Source organism: Nostoc sp. 'Peltigera membranacea cyanobiont' 232 (assembly GCF_002245985.1).
In the GTDB taxonomy this organism is placed as follows: domain Bacteria; phylum Cyanobacteriota; class Cyanobacteriia; order Cyanobacteriales; family Nostocaceae; genus Nostoc.
Genome location: NZ_NOLK01000091.1, coordinates 1 through 16,979, shown reverse-complemented (window position 1 = coordinate 16,979; position 16,979 = coordinate 1). Strand labels below are relative to the sequence as shown.

The 16,979-nt window shown below is 40.8% G+C and carries 22 protein-coding genes and 1 pseudogene; 7 read left to right on the top strand and 16 right to left on the bottom strand.

Translation table 11 applies throughout. From position 1 onward, the window contains the following. Positions 1-352: 352 nt before the first annotated feature. Positions 353-1,812, bottom strand: a pseudogene (locus tag CDG79_RS25360) (ISLre2-like element ISCst1 family transposase). A 190-nt stretch (positions 1,813-2,002) separates the two neighbouring features. Next, positions 2,003-2,758, bottom strand: a complete 756-nt coding sequence (locus CDG79_RS25355) for an SDR family oxidoreductase (RefSeq protein WP_094344601.1) — start codon at positions 2,756-2,758, stop codon at positions 2,003-2,005. Between the two features lie 456 nt (positions 2,759-3,214). On the opposite strand from CDG79_RS25355, the gene CDG79_RS25350 reads away from it, so the two are divergent. Beyond that, a complete protein-coding gene (locus tag CDG79_RS25350; RefSeq protein WP_094344600.1) occupies positions 3,215-4,000 on the top strand; it encodes a DUF3598 family protein in 786 nt (261 codons plus the stop codon). A 62-nt stretch (positions 4,001-4,062) separates the two neighbouring features. Here the strand turns inward: CDG79_RS25350 and CDG79_RS25345 are convergent, their stop codons facing one another. Both CDG79_RS25345 and CDG79_RS41345 read right to left on the bottom strand, forming a co-directional pair. After that, complete coding sequence (locus CDG79_RS25345) at positions 4,063-4,569, bottom strand: DUF6398 domain-containing protein (protein ID WP_094344612.1); 507 nt, start codon at positions 4,567-4,569, stop codon at positions 4,063-4,065. Between the two features lie 110 nt (positions 4,570-4,679). Further along, positions 4,680-4,868 (bottom strand): hypothetical protein, encoded by a 189-nt coding sequence (locus tag CDG79_RS41345; RefSeq protein WP_143855578.1) that lies wholly within the window; start codon positions 4,866-4,868, stop codon positions 4,680-4,682. 69 nt (positions 4,869-4,937) lie between these two features. On the opposite strand from CDG79_RS41345, the gene CDG79_RS25340 reads away from it, so the two are divergent. Continuing rightward, entirely contained in the window at positions 4,938-5,537 is a 600-nt protein-coding gene (locus CDG79_RS25340) for a Uma2 family endonuclease (RefSeq protein WP_094344611.1), read from the top strand. Positions 5,538-5,581: 44 nt separating this feature from the next. Here the strand turns inward: CDG79_RS25340 and CDG79_RS25335 are convergent, their stop codons facing one another. Next, positions 5,582-5,941: a hypothetical protein gene (locus CDG79_RS25335; RefSeq protein ID WP_189525125.1), complete on the bottom strand. Its 360-nt coding sequence runs from the start codon at positions 5,939-5,941 to the stop codon at positions 5,582-5,584. Between the two features lie 511 nt (positions 5,942-6,452). Here CDG79_RS25335 and CDG79_RS25330 point away from each other — a divergent pair. Then, positions 6,453-7,103, top strand: coding sequence for a hypothetical protein (locus CDG79_RS25330; protein WP_094344599.1), 651 nt, complete (start codon positions 6,453-6,455; stop codon positions 7,101-7,103). A gap of 278 nt (positions 7,104-7,381) precedes the next feature. Here CDG79_RS25330 and CDG79_RS25325 read toward each other — a convergent pair whose 3' ends face one another. The 11 genes from CDG79_RS25325 to CDG79_RS25275 all read right to left on the bottom strand — a co-directional run bounded on the left by CDG79_RS25325 (position 7,382) and on the right by CDG79_RS25275 (position 14,575). Further along, complete coding sequence (locus tag CDG79_RS25325) at positions 7,382-7,942, bottom strand: WGR domain-containing protein (protein WP_094344598.1); 561 nt, start codon at positions 7,940-7,942, stop codon at positions 7,382-7,384. 13 nt (positions 7,943-7,955) lie between these two features. Further along, a complete protein-coding gene (locus CDG79_RS25320; RefSeq protein WP_094344597.1) occupies positions 7,956-8,294 on the bottom strand; it encodes a hypothetical protein in 339 nt (112 codons plus the stop codon). A 93-nt stretch (positions 8,295-8,387) separates the two neighbouring features. Next, positions 8,388-10,010, bottom strand: coding sequence for an AAA family ATPase (locus tag CDG79_RS25315; RefSeq protein ID WP_094344596.1), 1,623 nt, complete (start codon positions 10,008-10,010; stop codon positions 8,388-8,390). Beyond that, positions 10,007-10,264: a hypothetical protein gene (locus tag CDG79_RS25310; RefSeq protein ID WP_094344595.1), complete on the bottom strand. Its 258-nt coding sequence runs from the start codon at positions 10,262-10,264 to the stop codon at positions 10,007-10,009. Before CDG79_RS25310 ends, CDG79_RS25315 begins: the two co-directional genes overlap by 4 nt. A gap of 42 nt (positions 10,265-10,306) precedes the next feature. Next, complete coding sequence (locus CDG79_RS25305) at positions 10,307-10,510, bottom strand: DUF2997 domain-containing protein (RefSeq protein ID WP_094344594.1); 204 nt, start codon at positions 10,508-10,510, stop codon at positions 10,307-10,309. Between the two features lie 2 nt (positions 10,511-10,512). Further along, positions 10,513-10,962, bottom strand: a complete 450-nt coding sequence (locus tag CDG79_RS25300; protein WP_094344593.1) for a DUF1257 domain-containing protein — start codon at positions 10,960-10,962, stop codon at positions 10,513-10,515. Positions 10,963-11,097: 135 nt separating this feature from the next. Further along, the gene (locus tag CDG79_RS25295) at positions 11,098-12,171 is read right to left on the bottom strand and encodes a hypothetical protein (protein ID WP_094344592.1); all 1,074 of its coding nucleotides are present in this window, start codon (positions 12,169-12,171) and stop codon (positions 11,098-11,100) included. A gap of 168 nt (positions 12,172-12,339) precedes the next feature. Then, complete coding sequence (locus CDG79_RS25290) at positions 12,340-12,633, bottom strand: hypothetical protein (RefSeq protein WP_442946255.1); 294 nt, start codon at positions 12,631-12,633, stop codon at positions 12,340-12,342. A 114-nt stretch (positions 12,634-12,747) separates the two neighbouring features. Then, the gene (locus CDG79_RS25285; protein WP_094344591.1) at positions 12,748-13,020 is read right to left on the bottom strand and encodes a hypothetical protein; all 273 of its coding nucleotides are present in this window, start codon (positions 13,018-13,020) and stop codon (positions 12,748-12,750) included. Positions 13,021-13,117: 97 nt separating this feature from the next. Then, complete coding sequence (locus CDG79_RS25280) at positions 13,118-13,672, bottom strand: hypothetical protein (protein WP_094344590.1); 555 nt, start codon at positions 13,670-13,672, stop codon at positions 13,118-13,120. Between the two features lie 105 nt (positions 13,673-13,777). Continuing rightward, the gene (locus CDG79_RS25275) at positions 13,778-14,575 is read right to left on the bottom strand and encodes a hypothetical protein (protein ID WP_094344589.1); all 798 of its coding nucleotides are present in this window, start codon (positions 14,573-14,575) and stop codon (positions 13,778-13,780) included. Between CDG79_RS25275 and CDG79_RS42750 the strand changes: the two genes are divergently transcribed. From CDG79_RS42750 to CDG79_RS44010, 4 genes are all read left to right on the top strand, one after another. Then, the gene (locus CDG79_RS42750; RefSeq protein ID WP_189525124.1) at positions 14,566-14,739 is read left to right on the top strand and encodes a hypothetical protein; all 174 of its coding nucleotides are present in this window, start codon (positions 14,566-14,568) and stop codon (positions 14,737-14,739) included. The two genes, CDG79_RS25275 and CDG79_RS42750, sit on opposite strands and share 10 nt — an antisense overlap. Before the next feature lie 363 nt (positions 14,740-15,102). Further along, positions 15,103-15,369 carry a helix-turn-helix domain-containing protein gene (locus CDG79_RS25270; protein WP_189525123.1) on the top strand — a complete coding sequence of 89 codons (267 nt, stop codon included), beginning with the start codon at positions 15,103-15,105 and terminating at the stop codon, positions 15,367-15,369. A 752-nt stretch (positions 15,370-16,121) separates the two neighbouring features. Further along, entirely contained in the window at positions 16,122-16,703 is a 582-nt protein-coding gene (gene brxE, locus CDG79_RS25265; protein ID WP_094344588.1) for a BREX-6 system BrxE protein, read from the top strand. Positions 16,704-16,708: 5 nt separating this feature from the next. After that, a partial coding sequence (locus CDG79_RS44010; RefSeq protein WP_223278312.1) for a hypothetical protein occupies positions 16,709-16,979 on the top strand: 271 nt, incomplete at its 3' end.

Genomic DNA, 16,979 nt, shown 5'->3' with positions numbered 1-16,979 from the left:
AGGAGTAGTGAATCTGTACAATCGAGAAGAGTTTGGGCTTGCCGTTTAATACCCAGATCCCCTTGTCTAAAGTATTACCCTGCAATGTAGTTAACTTGATGAGGGAGCAATGCGATTTTGTGAGGTCTGGTCAAAAACAAGCGATCGCTAAAAATTATATTTAGGTACAAGGTGATTTTATTTGCAAATAAAATACTGATTTACATGAGAATTAATCTTGATGAGATATCTCACAAAGATTGCTAGCAAGTCATTTGACAATTATGTTTAAAAATATCTGCAATCAGTCTTTTATACTGAGTATTAATTATCTCAAGAAGAAATTAAAGACAGGATTAAAGTATAAAATTTATCAAGCAGTTTGAGGTTTAATAAAGGAATTAAAGATAAAAGTACAAAAATTATCCCAACTTCCAGCTACCCATTGACAACGCAGATGTAAGATAATTTCTGCATTTTCTTTCAACCAAAATTTACTATTACCCTTGATTCTTAAGTTGACAACTTGACGGATTAAACTCTCAATTGCCCCACTACCTATTGGTAGTTTTTGGTCTAGTATCTTAGCGTAATTTAAACGCCTTTCACGATAGGCACGTAAAAGGTAATTTCTCTGTATAACCATAGTTTTACAACGCTCTCCCGTGGCTTCAAAGATAAATTCATCCATCTGCCTAATTATGGTCATAGCATTACTTTTTTTAAATTTCTCCGTGCTTTTTTAAACCAATTATTCCGCTCCTTATCATCACTAAACGCTACATCAGCAAATTTCTGTAGTCGCTCAGTAACATGGTAAAAATCAAATAATTGATAAGTCGCATCGGGAGATTTCAATTTTTTTAAAAGAGGTGGAATATGTTTCCAAATCCATTCAGCACCGTCAGCAATTAATCAAACTTGTTTTGCTTGACTAATTCCTAAACTAATCAGATGCATTTCTAAAATTGGTAAAAAGCCTTTATAGTCTTCATAAGTGCCATCATTTACAATCTGGATCTCGTTACTTTTGACTTTTTTTCCCTGTTCATCAACCACATAAATTGTTACTAATTTTGGCTCAACCCATTCCCCTATAAAGCCATGCTTGTTTGTTTTGGGATTTTTTCTACCTTTTTTATTAATCCTAATTTTACTCCTACCACCATCTACAGCAATTACAACCCTCTGGTCTTTAAGTATATTCCCATCAGGTAATTTCCCTTGTTGCAAGTTAGATATTTTAGTTTGACGTAAATCAATGCCGATTTGACCAAATTTATATGTCAATCGTTCAATTCGTTTAACACTAATATTAATTCCCCAATCGTCCAGGATTGTATGTGCAGCTTCAAAAGAACTAGCTATGGCACCATATTTTGCAATATCTGACCAAACTAATGGAGTTAGTCCCTCTGACATTCCTAACCATTTTAACAAGGGACAGAACCCAACATGAGTAGATTTATTCTTCGCTTTTTTTTCTTTTTTTTGAACAACGTATGGTAATTTGAGGCTTACTACAACATTACCTACTGTTAATATTTCCCTCTTCGTATAACCATGTCTTCGCGTGTCGGTATGCCACCAACCTTTAGTTTGATTAATTGCTGTTTTATGAGCTGACTCTGATTGAGAAAGCTTATGCAATAATATGGCAATACATTGACCCGCTAAAACTAACGCAGCCTGTCTGATTTTTTCTTCTGTTTCTTTAACTATTCTTCCAGACCATTCCTCGATATTTTTAAAATCTAAAAGTTTTGTAACATCCTCTTGAAAATCTGATAATGAATCGGCGAAATTTAGATTCGCAGATATGTTTTTTTCCATAAAGGTAGATACTTCCTATTTCAAAACTATTCCTGAAAGGAAAATTTACCTTTTTTATAGTCGCAACAATTTACAGAAATCTCGTTTTTGGTACAGGTTGTATTTCTACTTAATATTACTAACATTATTGTATTAAATATTTAGCTAATACGTAAGAAGTGATTAGCGATCGCTTGTTTTTGACCAGACCTCACAAAATCGCATTGCTCCCACTTGATGATACCTCAACGATATTTTGGGCAAAGCTTTTATAAGCATCGCCCATTTGTTTAGCTATCGAGTCAGGAAAGACATGAAAATCCCCAGCTTTGAGAGCTTTTATTATCCCGTCTGCCACAAGTGTTGGTGGCTGTGCAACCTCACTCATTCCTGCCGCATCGCCCATATCCGTGGCAATCGGGCCAGGGTGAACACTTAGCACTAGCGTACCCTGCTCACTCAATAGTTCTCGTAATGCCTGGGTGATTGAATAGGCCGCAGCTTTCGAGGCACAGTAAGTAGCAGAGTCGGGGAAACCCTTGAGCGAAGCAACAGAATTGATTTGGGCAAAGACACCACCTCCATTGGCTTTGAGTACTGGGGCAAACGCCTGAGCCATGTAGATCAATCCATATACATTGATCTTCATCTGAAATTCGAGAGCGGCGATCGCATCCTCAGCTAGGGGAGTTCCGGCTTGAAAAACTCCTGCATTATTGACGACTATTTGCATATCTTGGGCAGTTTGAGCAGCAGCAACAATAGATTGGGGATCACCTAAATCAACCTGAATTGGTACTACCTGTAAGCCATATTGCTCAACCAATGAGGAGACACTGTTGAGCTGACGAACAGCCGCATAGACTTTGGTGGCTCCGTGTTCAATAAACGACTCAACTATCGCCTTGCCGATGCCGCGATTTGCGCCCGTAACCAAAATGGTTTTGTCTTTGATGTCGTAGTTCATTTGGATTTCTCCTTATGGTTTTCCATAATCTGAAAAACCTTGGACAATCGCTTTAAGTTAGGCAAAGAAATTTAGCTGCTCTCTTGAAGAAAGACTGCGGCTTCCACCGCTGCTTCTAGGATGGTATCATCATCTATCATCCGAATCTAGCAACACCATTTTTTTAGCCGTCTTTGAAGTTTGTGCTTTTGGACACCTCTTCCCAGGCATTTAAAGTTGTTGTTAGGGACTGAGGGCTAAAACGTATTTGAAAATCGGTGTTGGTTGATTGGAATGAATAGCAATGTCTGCGACGGGCTACGCCTACGCTTTCAACTACTCGCATATTGCAGCACTTGTTCTCACTCCCAACGCCAAGCAGTTTCTACCAATATTTCTTTGCCATTGGTGATTTGGTATAGATCATAATACTATTTTTAAAAGGGAGATTTTAAATATATTTTGGACACAAATATTATGGATGCAAAAGAACGAAATTGGAATTATTGTACTAACCATTTGCTAAATTGGCATGGAATTTGGACGCGATATACACCAGTTGGTGATGTCAAAGAATCATTTCAAAGTCTGAGAAGTTTTAAAAGCAATCTAGAAAAGACTAAAATCGTCCATACTAATACTTATAGTTATGCAAATGGTGAAAATAAGCAAGAGAGTTGGGAATTTAATTTTCTGTCAAATAGCTTAGATAATGGACTTTTTCACCCATCACGTGAGACGATGCGAGGATATTTCTTTGCTTCGGGTCATGCTACTTGGGCAACAGTGAAGTTAAAACCCAACTCGTATTTTGGGATAGAATTATTCTTTCGATATGAAGATTTACGGCATAGTGTAGGTATTGTTTACGACGAAAGCGGAAATTTATTTCATACCGCAAATATTCGTGAAGATTGTAATGGATTCCCTAGTAAATACTGGTCAACTGAATTAAATCAATTACCAGAACGGGATTTTAGTGGTAATTGGCAAGGGATATCTATGACTATTACTCCCAATCTGGAGATTTCTGAACCAATAGTCACTCAATTTAATTGGCATAGGTCAGGGCATAAATATTACTATTTACCTGACGGTGTTTCTATTAATTGTCCTAGTTCAATCAGTATAGGCACTCCCTTTTCTCTAATCGCCAATTGGTTAATTAACAATTACAAAATGTATCAGCTAATTGCTAATTATGATGATTTGGGAGCATTCTCTTCGCTGACACTAGAAACATTCTTGATATCCAACGTTTAAGAGGTTGTTTGAAAAGTGTTTCACTATGACTTTAAGTACTTTTATATCTCAAAAGGAATCATTTATCGGTGGTAATAGGGAATTAAACCCCTGCGGAATACCTCTTCTTGAATCTCGCTCTGAGTGTAACGCGCATCGATAGGCAATCCATCGACGGAAATTAACCAGGCAGTGGGATGCTTATCTAGTCGGCTGGGCAAACACCAAGTCGTGTCATAGTAACTCATCTTCATCACGTCCCGAATTATTTTAGATTTCCCCTGTCCGGTACTTTCCGCCACACCAAAGACTTGGTAGAGTTCGCTAGCTTTGATATGGGGAGTTTGGGAGGAGTCGTAGAGAAAGTTAACCATCCCGAGAGCGTGGACAATGCCACAAGCCCATGACTTGGCTTGCCCTGTTGCTAGGGGCGAGGGACGTTTGCGGCACAGAGCAGCCGCCAGTCGGCGCGACATCTCTGCATATTCAGCGTTAAGATGTTGAGAGCAAAAGGCATCGGTGAGGCGGGTGATTTCCTCAAATTTCCCTTGCATTTGTTTGGGAACTTTTTCGCCTACTGGTTTAGCCATACAAATCATCCAATGTTTCTGTTGTCAGCGATCGCCATCTTCAATACATTGAATTTTAGACCTGTGCTGTGGTCATAAACTCTTTTTTTTTGACTCTCTAAACTTACATTTTACTGATTTTTGGATATTTCAATGCTGGCATATTCTAGAACTTTCCCAAACTCCCAGCGCCACGCCATCTCTAGCAGTATTTCCTTGCCGTTGGTGAATTGGATAATTTGTTGCCCAAAGGCAATGAAACAGATCAGTAAGCAGCCGATGGAATGCCGTAGCCTAACTTGGAAGTTGCGGCATTCCATCGTTCAATAGCAATTCTTCTTGACTTTGCTGATAATAGTTCTAGAGCTAATTATTTAAGAGGTCTGATTGTGGTCTTTGCTCAAACCAGTCCCCCAGAAGTAATAACAACTCGCCTGACGTTAGACGAGTACCGGGCTATGGAAGAAACAAACCCTGAACGCCATGAATACCGTAATGGAGAGATTATTACTATGTCGGGAGGGTCGGAATCTTACAGTGCGATCGCCAGCAACTTCTTAATTTACTTAGGGTTTTTATTGAGAGACACCGATTTTCGTTTGTATAACAGCGACTTGCGAGTTTGGATTCCCGAATATCAGTGTGGGACTTATACCGATTTGATGGTTGTTAATGGCGAACCAGAGTTCAATGGCAATCGCAATGATGAAATTCTCAATCCAATGCTTATTGTCGAAGTTCTATCGCCCGTGACTGTTGCTTATGATCGAGGGGATAAGTTCAGAAAATATCGCTCGATTGCCAGCTTTTGTGAATATCTGCTTGTGAGTCAAACTGAACCCTACATTGAACAGTATCATAATTTGGATCGGGACAGTAACGATCGCTGGCTATGGCAAGTTCACTCTCACCTTGAGCGGACGATTATTCTGCACAGTTTGAACGTAGAAATTTCCCTGACTGAAATCTATCGTCGGATTAATTTTTAGTAATCGACCACGGGGCAATATATTAGACATCTACCTTCTGAATTTCAGAGCGTAAACTCGTCGCCAAAAGAAGCACTGCCAAGAAAGCTAGAAAAAGCAACTAACATCCAACCGAAACAAATATGCTTTTGGGTTTGCCAATCGGATCTATCTTCTACTGTAGGGATTGTTTTAGCTTCAACAATTTCTAATCCCCAGTAGCCTAATGCACTGATGCCAAACAACATAGTGCTGACAATAGACAATTTAACGATGACTTTGAAAATGTAATCGCTTAATGTGGGTAGTACCTGAAAGGATTGTCTGTGACGATGATGGATAGTGAGTTTACTTGGAGCTACAACCAAAACACGTTTTGGTTTTTGTTGAGTGAGTTGGGAGACAACTTGTTTATTATCAGTCATGGGTCGAACCAAAGCCTGTTGGTTGTAGCTAGATTATTTTCAGTAATTATATTGTAAACTTTCGTCAGGATGATGTAGTTAAATTTACATACAAATTCTCTATTTAGAAAAAATATTGTAGTGGTTGAGCGATCGCTCTCAAAATCTCATAGCTCTACAAGCATTATCCCAATTCGCAATTCGCAATGACGCTCGTTCGCTTTTGGCGTCTCCTTTTGGGAGAAGACTCGCTAACGCAATTCGCAATTGAATTAAGACAGACACTTCGGGGTAGGGTTTCTACCTACCTTGGGATACAAGGACTGTTTCTCTGAGGAGACTAAGGGCGCGTAGCGGGACGAAGTACGGTCTTAAACATAAAGCTTTTTTTATAAAGAATTATAACTTTGTTTTAAATGAAATACTTTCCCGATAAGGCTTTTAAGGATTTGGAACCAAGTTTTCCATAAAAATAAGCGAAGAACCCTGAAAAGATTGTATTGTTATTATTCATTGCATCAATACCGTCGCTATGAAAAATCTGTTGCCATTGTTATTGAGTGTTATTTTATTAAGTAGCACATCAGGTTGTAATAAAACTAATACCCAGACTGACAAAACTTCTAGTAACAATAAAACTGCGCTCCCTGAAGGCACATCTAGTCAACCAAATAATCAACAAATATCTGTACCTGCTGGAACAAGTTTTGAGACTGTTCTTCAACAAGAGATATCTACGAGTAAAAGCCAAAATAATGACCGTTTTGTTTTAGAAATAAAGAATTCCTCAACCGGAGTCAATAAAGTTCTTCAAGAAGGTCAAATACAGGGACACCTAGAAGATGTAGTCAAAGCTGCTAAAGGAAAAAAAGCAAGCTTACATTTAGTTTTTGATGATATTTCGCTTAAAAATGGTTCATCTTATCCCATTGATGCAACTTTAGTAAACACCAAGTTAGAAACAAAAACCAAAGGTAAGTTCATTCAAAATACAGGGATTATTTTAGGTGGTACAATTGCAGGTCATTTTCTTGGCAATCAAGCCAAGTTCAAGCATGGTGGACTAGCAGGTGGTGGTGCTGCTGCTGCTTTTGTTTTGTCTAGCCCTGGTGGAGAAGTTGCCCTGAAAAAAGGTACAAATATTAAACTTCAATTGAAATCTGCTATTGGTACTACTCAATAGACCATTAGCTTCAATAGACTCTAAATAGTCTACAGTTTTGTGACAGTGAAAAGCTTTGTCGTGTGTAATTTCTTGCAGAATATCATGCGCTTTTTTAGAGGAAAGCGAGTATTCTACAGATTTTTGGAACGCATAATCAAAGCATGGCTGTTTCATACATTTTGTACATAATTTATGGAAGTTGAAAATATCCCCCAGATGCATATCGCACTGAAGGATATTTTATCAATCTGCATCGAAGCAAGTAAATTGGCTGCAATACTTTCCCACAAGCTAATTTATAAATGTCGCCAGAAGTTCTTACTGATAGTCTTGAGACTGACAACCTTGGGTTCTGCTGTCGCTTCAGGGGCATGACCAACAGCCACCGCAACAGCTTGTGGCGCAGGAGTCGTTAACAGAGAATTGAGTAATTCTTGCTGATAGTCTATATCTGCTACTGTGCGGTAAACTCTATGATAATTTATCTGCATCCTCAAAGGTGTTGGGACAATTTTCAGATATTCATTAAGAGCAGATATGTAGGTATCACCAAAATTCTGGAGAGCAACAGCCGGACGGATAATATTCAACAATTGAATAGCTCGTCTAATGTCTACAACACTGCGGCTAGCATCAATCTCTGGCTGACTTTCACGGTAGCCCTTGCCTTTTTTTTCTGCTACGAGATTATGAAATTTAGTAATGGCTCTTTGATAATTACCTAATGTGTGAACTTTGGTTTGCGCTTGATAACCAACTCGCCCCCACTGGACTGTCAAATTCCCATCTTCGACAATGGCCGCCCAGAATTTATTGCTGTTTCGGATAGCATCAACAAAGACTAAATAGATTTCCATGTTTCTTACCCTGTCAATTCACAGCTTGACGGGCATTGCCCCATCGAATTTGATGCTGTAAAGCTTCAAGTAACGTTTCTGCTTCCAGAGTTGTTAGTCCATTTAAAACAGAGCAGATATTACACCAATTCTCTTTGATAAAGCCGGGATCTGACAGTACATCTTCTAATGCCATTTCTACAGTATATTTATCTGGATTACTATGTTCTTGCATGAAGACATAGTTAGCCAGTGCCATCCGAAGTAAGAGTTTATCTTCTCTGTCTAACTTCTCCAAATAGACACCATATTTATCAATCAGTTGGTCAATGATTGGAGTCTGCCCGTAATAAGTAACTAAGTCTGTTGCCATTTTCTTTGGTCTATCTAATTATTAATAAGCTGGTGTTAATTTCTAAAAAAAGTGTGATTGCCCCCATAAGATAGGGAGCAAACGCAATTAATATCAGTTCATGTTTCTGTATTTGGCAGTTCTGAGAGATTGAGTTTTCGCTGCAACCACAGGACTACTAGCCTGTCGTGCGGTTGATGCCCATTCCCTCATCCGAGAAACCGCCGCCGCATCCTGAATTGCAAGCGGGGTAATCGTTTGACGACAGGCTTCGAGGTCAGCAAGTGTTACCTGCTGCGGTCTATCCTCATCGAATGCCAGAAGTGCCGCTTCTGAAGCAAGGGTTTCCAGTTCTGCTCCTGAAAACTTTGCAGTGTTGGCAGCGATCGCTTCGAGGTACTCCGATTCCAGGTGAATACCAAAGCGTTGTAGATGAATCCCTAGAATCTGTATCCGTTCTGGTTCTGTAGGCAGATCAACAAAGAAATTTTCGTCAAATCTTCCCTTCCTCTTTAGCTCACTTGGCAGTGCAGAGGGGTCATTGCAAGTTGCCACGACAAACACACCACACTGGGATTCGGACATGAATGTAAGGATATTGCCCAGAATCCTCTGTGAGACTCCACTCGTGTCACCAGTTCCCGAAAGTACTTTCTCGATTTCGTCCACCCACAATATGCACGGGGCAATAGCTTCAGCAGTTTTCAAAGCACGTCTGACATTCCCCTCAGACTCACCTACCAGACTGCCCAAAAGGGATGCAATGTCTAGCTGGAGCAATGGTAAATTAAGGATGTTAGCAATGTTTTTAGCCAATAATGTTTTTCCAGTACCGGGAGGCCCCGCAAGCAACACACCTTTTGGTTGAGGCAAGGAAAGCTCACGCGCTTCTTGTGTGAACAGCCGCCGCCGTCGATTGAGCCACTCACGCAGTAAATCGAGTCCGCCGAATGGGGTTATCGCAGGTTTCCCTAGTTCGATACCCATTTGAGACAGTAGCCGAGTTTTGTACTCGACGGCTTTGGGGATGAAATCAGCGTCAACTACGACACCATCATTACTTAAGTTTTCTTTGACTGTTAACCGAAGGAAATCACTAATCTCCTCCAGGGTTAAACCCAGGGCAGCACGAGAAAGAGTTTCAAATTCAGCATTTTCTAGCGTAACAGTGAAAGTCAATTCCTGTTCAATAGCAGACTGTTGTAGGTCATGCAAATAAGAATTGATATGTTCAAGTATTTGGTCAATACTAGGTAAAGGGACTTCACAATAAGGAATCAATCTGACTAGGGATTCGTGTAATTGTATATTTTGACCCAACAAGACAATGCGTTTATCTGTGGGTTTTAACCTGTGGTAAAGGTTTTTTACCTTGCTTAAAATCTCCCAACTCAATTGGGGTGAGTTCTTAGCAATAAAGGGGTGAATATCTCCGAGGATAAATACACCATTTCCGCTAAAGTTAGCAATGTAGTCGAATACAAATAGTAGTGGATCAGCGTGTTGTGGTCTTTTGTACTCTGCAACTGGCTTAAACACCAATCCCCCATCTGCTGCAATTAAACATTGCTCTAAGGTTGATACTCCCAGATTCCAGAAGAACACTGGACTTGATAGCTTGTTAGATGCCTCTGTAGTCAACCACTGAATGATAGTTGCCTCATCGGGGGACAGGACATCAACTGCGGCGATGGGGATTTGTGAATCGAGTGTGGAGAGAAGATTTGAGAGTTTCATTGTTTTTCAATTTGATAAGGAACTGGAGATAATTCGTCGTGTGTGTTTACGACTTTTACGATCACCTCATAGGCTTCGGCATCGCCGTCAAAAACTTCTGCTATACCGTTGTTATCTTGGTAGGCAATCGCTGTTACTATTGCATTCAAAAGTACGCACAAACCCTCTGTACTAGCTTTGATGATCACGGGTTGTCTTGGTTTTTGCTGGGCGTAAACGTGAACAAATGGGTATTCTTTAGCTAATTCGTTCATGATTGTTTTTGAGGGGGGAACTTGTTGATTCCCCCGTGTTGATTACTGACGTAGGCGTGTTTGACTACTATTCGTAGTCCGAAGTTGTGGTGCTGATTCTTCTTTGAAAATGCGATCGCCCACAACTCCAAGTGCTTCTTCAAATGGTTGCGTAGCCGATAAACAACTCAATCCCTCAAATCCCTCAGCCTCCACTCGAACTTCACCTGTAGCATTGTCGAAATGTATCAGTATTGAACGTTCCATGTTTATCTCCTCACGTACTGTTGAACTTCCTGATGTCCGGCAAAAGTTAGGCGTAGGGTTTGCACAGTGCCGTTGGTTACTTCGGCGATCGCACATTCACCAAATTTTTCTTGTAACTCGGCAGCTTTGACACGAACCATCCGTTGTCCATAAGCCAGCATTAGTTTATTACTGAAAAAGTCTTGTCCCAACTTAGGAACTGTTTCATAACTGTCGTGTATTATCTCGTACACGCTGCTTGACTGATTCCATTTAAAACCGATGTCTGCACGAGCTTTTATGGTGCTACCAGATACGATAATTTCAGCGCTTTGTCCTTGAGAGCCACCGTAGTATCCTTTTAGTGATTGTGCTGTTTCATGTACTTGCGGATTCAGTTTCAAGTCTTGTAAAGCTTGTACTAGACATTCACGGTTAGCAAGCTTGGTTTTAACTGTTGAGAAATGCGACATTTTTGGCTCCAAGGCTTTCAAATTGGTTTGAGAAATAGTAGGGGTGCGATATTCTTTTTGGGTTATTCTGGAAACTACGTATTAAATCCATTGGGATCAGTCTTGAGCGAATTCACCCTCGCCCAAGACTGTTTTTTACCGGAACTTAAACGACATCACGGTAGCTTTCGACAAGCCCACGTCGTCAGTCGCAAGTGATTGTAGATTGCGTTGTTCATCTAACAACTTGATGCGGATCTCTTGCATTTTTTGCTGTAATTGACTGCGTGTATCTGAACCCAGATTCTTCGACTCAATCGCCGGATCGTTAACGATAGAATCTAAGTGCGCCATCATCGCCTCCAAGCTGCTGCCAGCTTCCGGTGAGGCATTTGCCAGTAACACCCGCACTTTCATCAAGTGTTTTTCCATCTTCTTTTTGAACTGCACCGGCTTACGTCCTGGCTCCCAGTCGCTCAATTCTTCAAGCAACTGTGCGGCAAGTTGTTCACCACCAGCGATCGCAGATTCCCTTAGTCGTTGCTCCAGATTTTGGTCATACTGTTGGATGAATCGCGTGATTTGGTCTAAGCATTCGGCTTGCTGCTGATTGAGTTGCTCAGAGAGGGCAGGGATAATCACCGGGCGACCAATAATGACTTGCAAATAGTCTTCAAGATCGGTCAGAGTCGGGAATGCTCTTAGCAAGTTGGCTTTTACAGATTCTTGCTTATCGTGTGCTAATTCCCAGGTGTTAAGTGAGAGGAACTGGTCAATGCGTTCTTGATAATCAAGCAACCCTGTTTCATAATCAACTTTTAATTGATTCCTGAGAGCGGGAGCTAGATTATCCCTAATATTGATTAACTGATTCCAAACAAGTGGAGCCAAATCAATCGGACAAATCCAATCACCAGTATCCGCAGACATCCATTCTTGAACCGAAGCAATCTCTTGACGCAATTGGGCAGCAGCTTCATCAAGCTTTTTAAATACCTTGATACCTCGCAAACCGACTTCAGAATTTGTAACTTTCACGAGGTCTGATTCAATTTCAGAGACTTCAGCTTTTAAGACATCTGCCCATTTAGGAGCAGCAGACTTTGTACTTTTCTTTAGCTGAATGCGAAATCTAATGCGAGTTTTATTTAACTCTGAGAAATTGTGGCGCTCGACTACTGCATCAGTCAGGAAATTTGCAGCAATAGGGTTGTCAATTGCTTGTACCATGATTATTGACCTCAATCATTATTTTTCACTTTCAATTAAGCGAAGCTTTCTTTGTGGTGATTTCTCAAGAGAGCGAATGTCTGTAGTAGCTCTATAGATTACTTTTGTAGAGCTTTTTTGCAGGCGAATATGTCTTTTAATGACTGGTGGTTTATGTATGGACATGGCTTAAAATAGCTGAAGTTGTTGTGAATTATCCTGTACCACAGGCTTGTTATAAGTCATGCCTTCGACCTCATAACACCGAGTCATGAGTTTGTTTCGATTTAATCGAAAGCTGGCTTTTTTTCTTTGATTTGGCAGAGGTACAAATAGATACTGTGGATGTTGGATAGTACCTGCATCTCCCAAGTATCGACAATGTGTACCATTAATTTGGTAAACTTTTGATGAGCTTAACAGTGTTGCGTCGTAAACTTTAATCAAATTTGTTTCCATCTTATTAGCAGTGAAGTGTGCCATAATTTATCGTGGAATCGATTTTTCTCTACAGTCAGACTGATTAAATCTGACTGTAGAGTTTTTCACGCATAATTCGTTACTTTTGTGTTAATTACTGATTGAGAGTGACAAATACTACAGATAGAAATGCTCGAAAATCAGATTTAATTTTTCCTTTGATTCATCTGACAGAGCATTAAAATCAAACTCTTTGGAGTCCCAAACTTCATCAAGGCTTGTAGACTCATCGATAATGTTTGCAATCAGACAGGATTGATCGTCGTAGTTCCAGCCATTTGCTAGGAGCCACGGCAAAACTCCCTCAGATTGCAATAGTTTCTCAATGTCAAACGAGTCAGAAAACTGCTGTAAGTTTTCGATATTGGGGTGAACAATTGTTGTTGTCATTTCTTGTTATTAGCAAACTAGTAGACAGTATGTATTAGCTGTAGACAAAGTTTGAGCAACTTCTAATTACAGTTGCCCAAACCCTGTTTACAACAAGTTAGAACACCATTTCTGCCGCAGCTTTTGCCACAGCAATTGCTTGTTTACTGACCTCGCGCCAGTCCGTTTCTTCACCATAAGATGCTTTGATTAATTCCGACTCTACCCATACACGACAGAACAATACATTTTCATCTGTCGTCCCTGGAGTAGGCTGTAGTGTGATGGGAGAATATAATTGTTGTGGTGTCAAAGTTGCGATCGCCGCAAGTATGCACTTTGAAAAATGCGTGTCGTAGCCTGATTCTAAGATATACGTCCGGTCTGCTTGCATAGTTATTAGCAACTTGCAGGTTTCTTTCTTGCGGCGTTCTGTATTCTCAAACCGTAGTTCTTTAAGATATCCAGTCAGCGCAGTTTGAGGGACATCACTCGGTTCACCATTTAGCTTGTACCACAGCCCCCCGTGCTGACGATTGCAGTAGATTTTGCAATTGCCAGCTTCAGAGTGCAATCCTAGTTTTGGTTTATTGATTGCTGCGACTAACTGCTTGAGCAATTCTTCCTGGCGCATCAAAGCAGCAAGTAGTTCAGCATTTTCTTGAGGGTTCATTTGTTTTTACCAAAAGCATTTCACTTTCGCATTGGCGAAGCCGTAGACTTCTCGAAACCAGCAAGGCGCGACCGATGAAGATTTCGGTCACGCCTTCTGATTTTCTTACGCTGCTACCAACTCCCGACTCAAAAGAGGCAGTTCAACCGAATTCGTCACTCTATGCAGTGCTTCTACAGCCTCTCTGACGCTCCAATACTTCATGCCATCGCCACAGCGCCAGTAGTATGTCTTGGGGTCGTTTTCCCAGACTTCATCAGCGTTTCTGACCTTGAAGAGTATGCCCAAAAACTCACCATCTAGATATACATTGTGAGCCGTCTGAAGGTCAGTGCGTCCTACATAAGTTAGTCGGTAGCCGTCTACTGGCATACACAAGTCTTCTGCACGAGTACCACGATAGGAGCAGTTACCGCAGCCGTGACCATCACAATCTGGACAGATGGCAGCAGGCATATTCCACTTCGGCAGGGTGAAGTCCCATTCAGCCGGTGGCGTTAATATTCGAGCCTTGTGAAAGATATAACAACCAGCGTGACCGATTACTTTATCAGGATAGTATTCGACGCTCAACGATAGCCAATCACAATCACCTAACAAGCCTATTTTCTCAGAAGCTTGTTTCAATTCCTCATCTGCCTTGTGATTGCACTTTACTGGAGCAGAAAGACTCGCTTTTACCTCTGCAACAGCGCGTTTGAATGATTGTTTGTGGTATCGAGCATAACCGTGGGTCATTTTTACCCACACAATATCATCGCTGTTGATCCAGATAGTTACTACATCTTCGGACTGGCAGTTTTTGGAGTAGTCCGACTGATTCACGATGGTTGCAATGATTTGGCGATCCTGTGTGGTTAGTGGATCTTTTGTTAGCGTAGGGGCTGAAAGTTGTGTCATCATTAGAAATTGCCTCTTCTTTAAATCGTTGGGGCATAGGGGCGATCGCTAAGTTTTCCCGACGCAGCGATCGTCCTATTTTTATTGGTCAGTTTGTTGTGCTTTCAGCACAACACTCTCACTCTAGAATTGGCGAAGCCTCATATTATGTTGCTCCTAGCCAGTGACCGGAGCTTGCCTGATTCAGCATATCTCTTGATCAGACGGTAGTCGCAACGAGTTTCAAAGCGACTTTCGTACTGCTGTGGCAACTTTTTATTTGGAACCCACTCCACCCTTACCTCACTTCAGCAGCCTTGACTATTCACTGCTTCCGCTACCTGGGGGCTTTGTTTTCTGTTCACTTTTTTCAAGGTTCAGTATTGCCGCTTTATTTAACCCAGAGGCTGACACTTGTTTCCTCTGTTATATTTTATCATAACATAGCAAGTTAAACTAAACAAGTTAAACTAAACAAGTTATAATAAAAAGGTATTAAAGATGCCCTGGAGGATGATACTTGAGAGGTGATGCTTGTGGAATTAGTATTGATGCGGGTTACGTTTACATTCAACAGGGAATTTCCTGGTCTAGGGCAAAAAATTAAGGAACTCCGAGAAGCTTCGTCAAAATCTCTCACATTATTGGCAGCTGAGGCGGGGATTAGTGTTACCCATTGGAACCGAATTGAAAATGAAAGAGTTCAGTATGTACCTATAGAAACTTTAAGAGGAATTGAAAAGGCATTAGGCACAAATTTAGGAGTTAAATATGAAGATGAAGAGCAAAAAATTTCAGACAACCCCTCTGATAGTTAGTTAAAAGCGATCGCCCCCGGTCAAGAGCGCGATCGCCTGAACTATGCCTTTGACAAAGGAATAGTCACGTCAAACCTAAATAATTTTGGGAAATCAAACAAGGGTAGCCTTTTAATCGCTTCAGTGACATTAATAACTAAGACAAAGATTGCTAAATCGCCCTAAAAGCGATGTAAAAATTTTATCGTAGTATCTTGCTGTACTCGTGAAGTAGATTTTCTAAATAAATATAAGTAAGCAATAACTGCAAACGATCACTATTAAACAATGCGCTAACTGAATATCATTACAAAACTAAAGTTATTAGGACTTACGCACTGTACAAATTGTCCACAATATGGGTTACGGTTTTTAGTCGTTTCAGGCGCTTTGCATAACCCCGATTTATTCCCATATTTGCGTAGGCGTAGCCCGTCGTAGACATCGCTGAGTGCTAAACACGGCTGAAATACCCAAATTGCGTGTAGTACTTATGTACGATGCGTAAATCCTAAAAATAACAATAATTCACATTGATTTTATTCCGTATTACTACGCAGGGCATTTGAGACGCTTCAAGTTAATGTGTATTGAATATTTTAGTGGATATTACTTATTAATAAATTGAAAGTTTTCAGAAATTTAATACTATTTTGACTTTAATATCAACATTCACAAGAAGTAATGTTGTCGAAGTTGGTGAAGTTGGTGAAGAAGCTTATGTCTAAATAGTTTCAAGTAAAACAGTAAAATTTTAAACTTTTATAATTCTAATGCTAGCTAATAAGGTTACTAAAGATACATTAGACAATATTTTGGCACTTCAAATAATAGTTGCTTGGGCTGGAGAAGGAGTTTGTGACCCCAAGCGTCTCGACTGGTGGCGTACAGACTTAATTGATGAAAATGGTGGTGGTGACTTATTTGGGCGGCTTTTTCCCAAGACGCATCAGTGGGCATCCTTACAAGCGGTACGACAGGCAGCAATCCAGCAAGATCGGCGTAAGCGTTTAGATATGGCGAAGCCTGACGCTGTAAGAACGCTGTTTTTTTGGGGGTTTACCGTTGATGAGCAGTTGACAGAACGACTGGCTTTCCACAAGCAGAGCGGGGTCAAACCGGTAGATGTTTTACCTTTATCTCTGGATATCTATCAGCCTTTTTCTGCGGCTGACTTCGAGGAAGCCATCAGTATTCCACAGCAAAAGGTGGATTTTAAAGTGGTTCCTAGTGGACGGGAAATTTTTGGTGAAATGCTCAAGGCATTAGACGAATGTGCTAGGAAGCTAGCGTTTGCACTTTTGCCAATTGTAGAGAGCTACCCCATGCCGTTTTACCGTTTGGAGGAGCGCTAAATTCGATGGCTACTAAAGTAATTCAGCGGCAACTCCCCCATCCAGTAGCAGCCCAATCTATGTTGTCTCATGGCAAAGAAGTCAGTCAATTCCATACCAGATTGCTACGTACATCTTTAGCCCGGATTTCTCACCACACCTCTCAAAGCCCGTGCTTGTGCAGGGGAGCAGGGGAGCAGGGGAGCAGGGGAGAGAACAAAAATACCAAGTTCTTTCCCCTCTGCCCCTCTGCCCCTCTGCTCTATCAAACGCCTGAAGCTTGTGAGAAATGCGGGT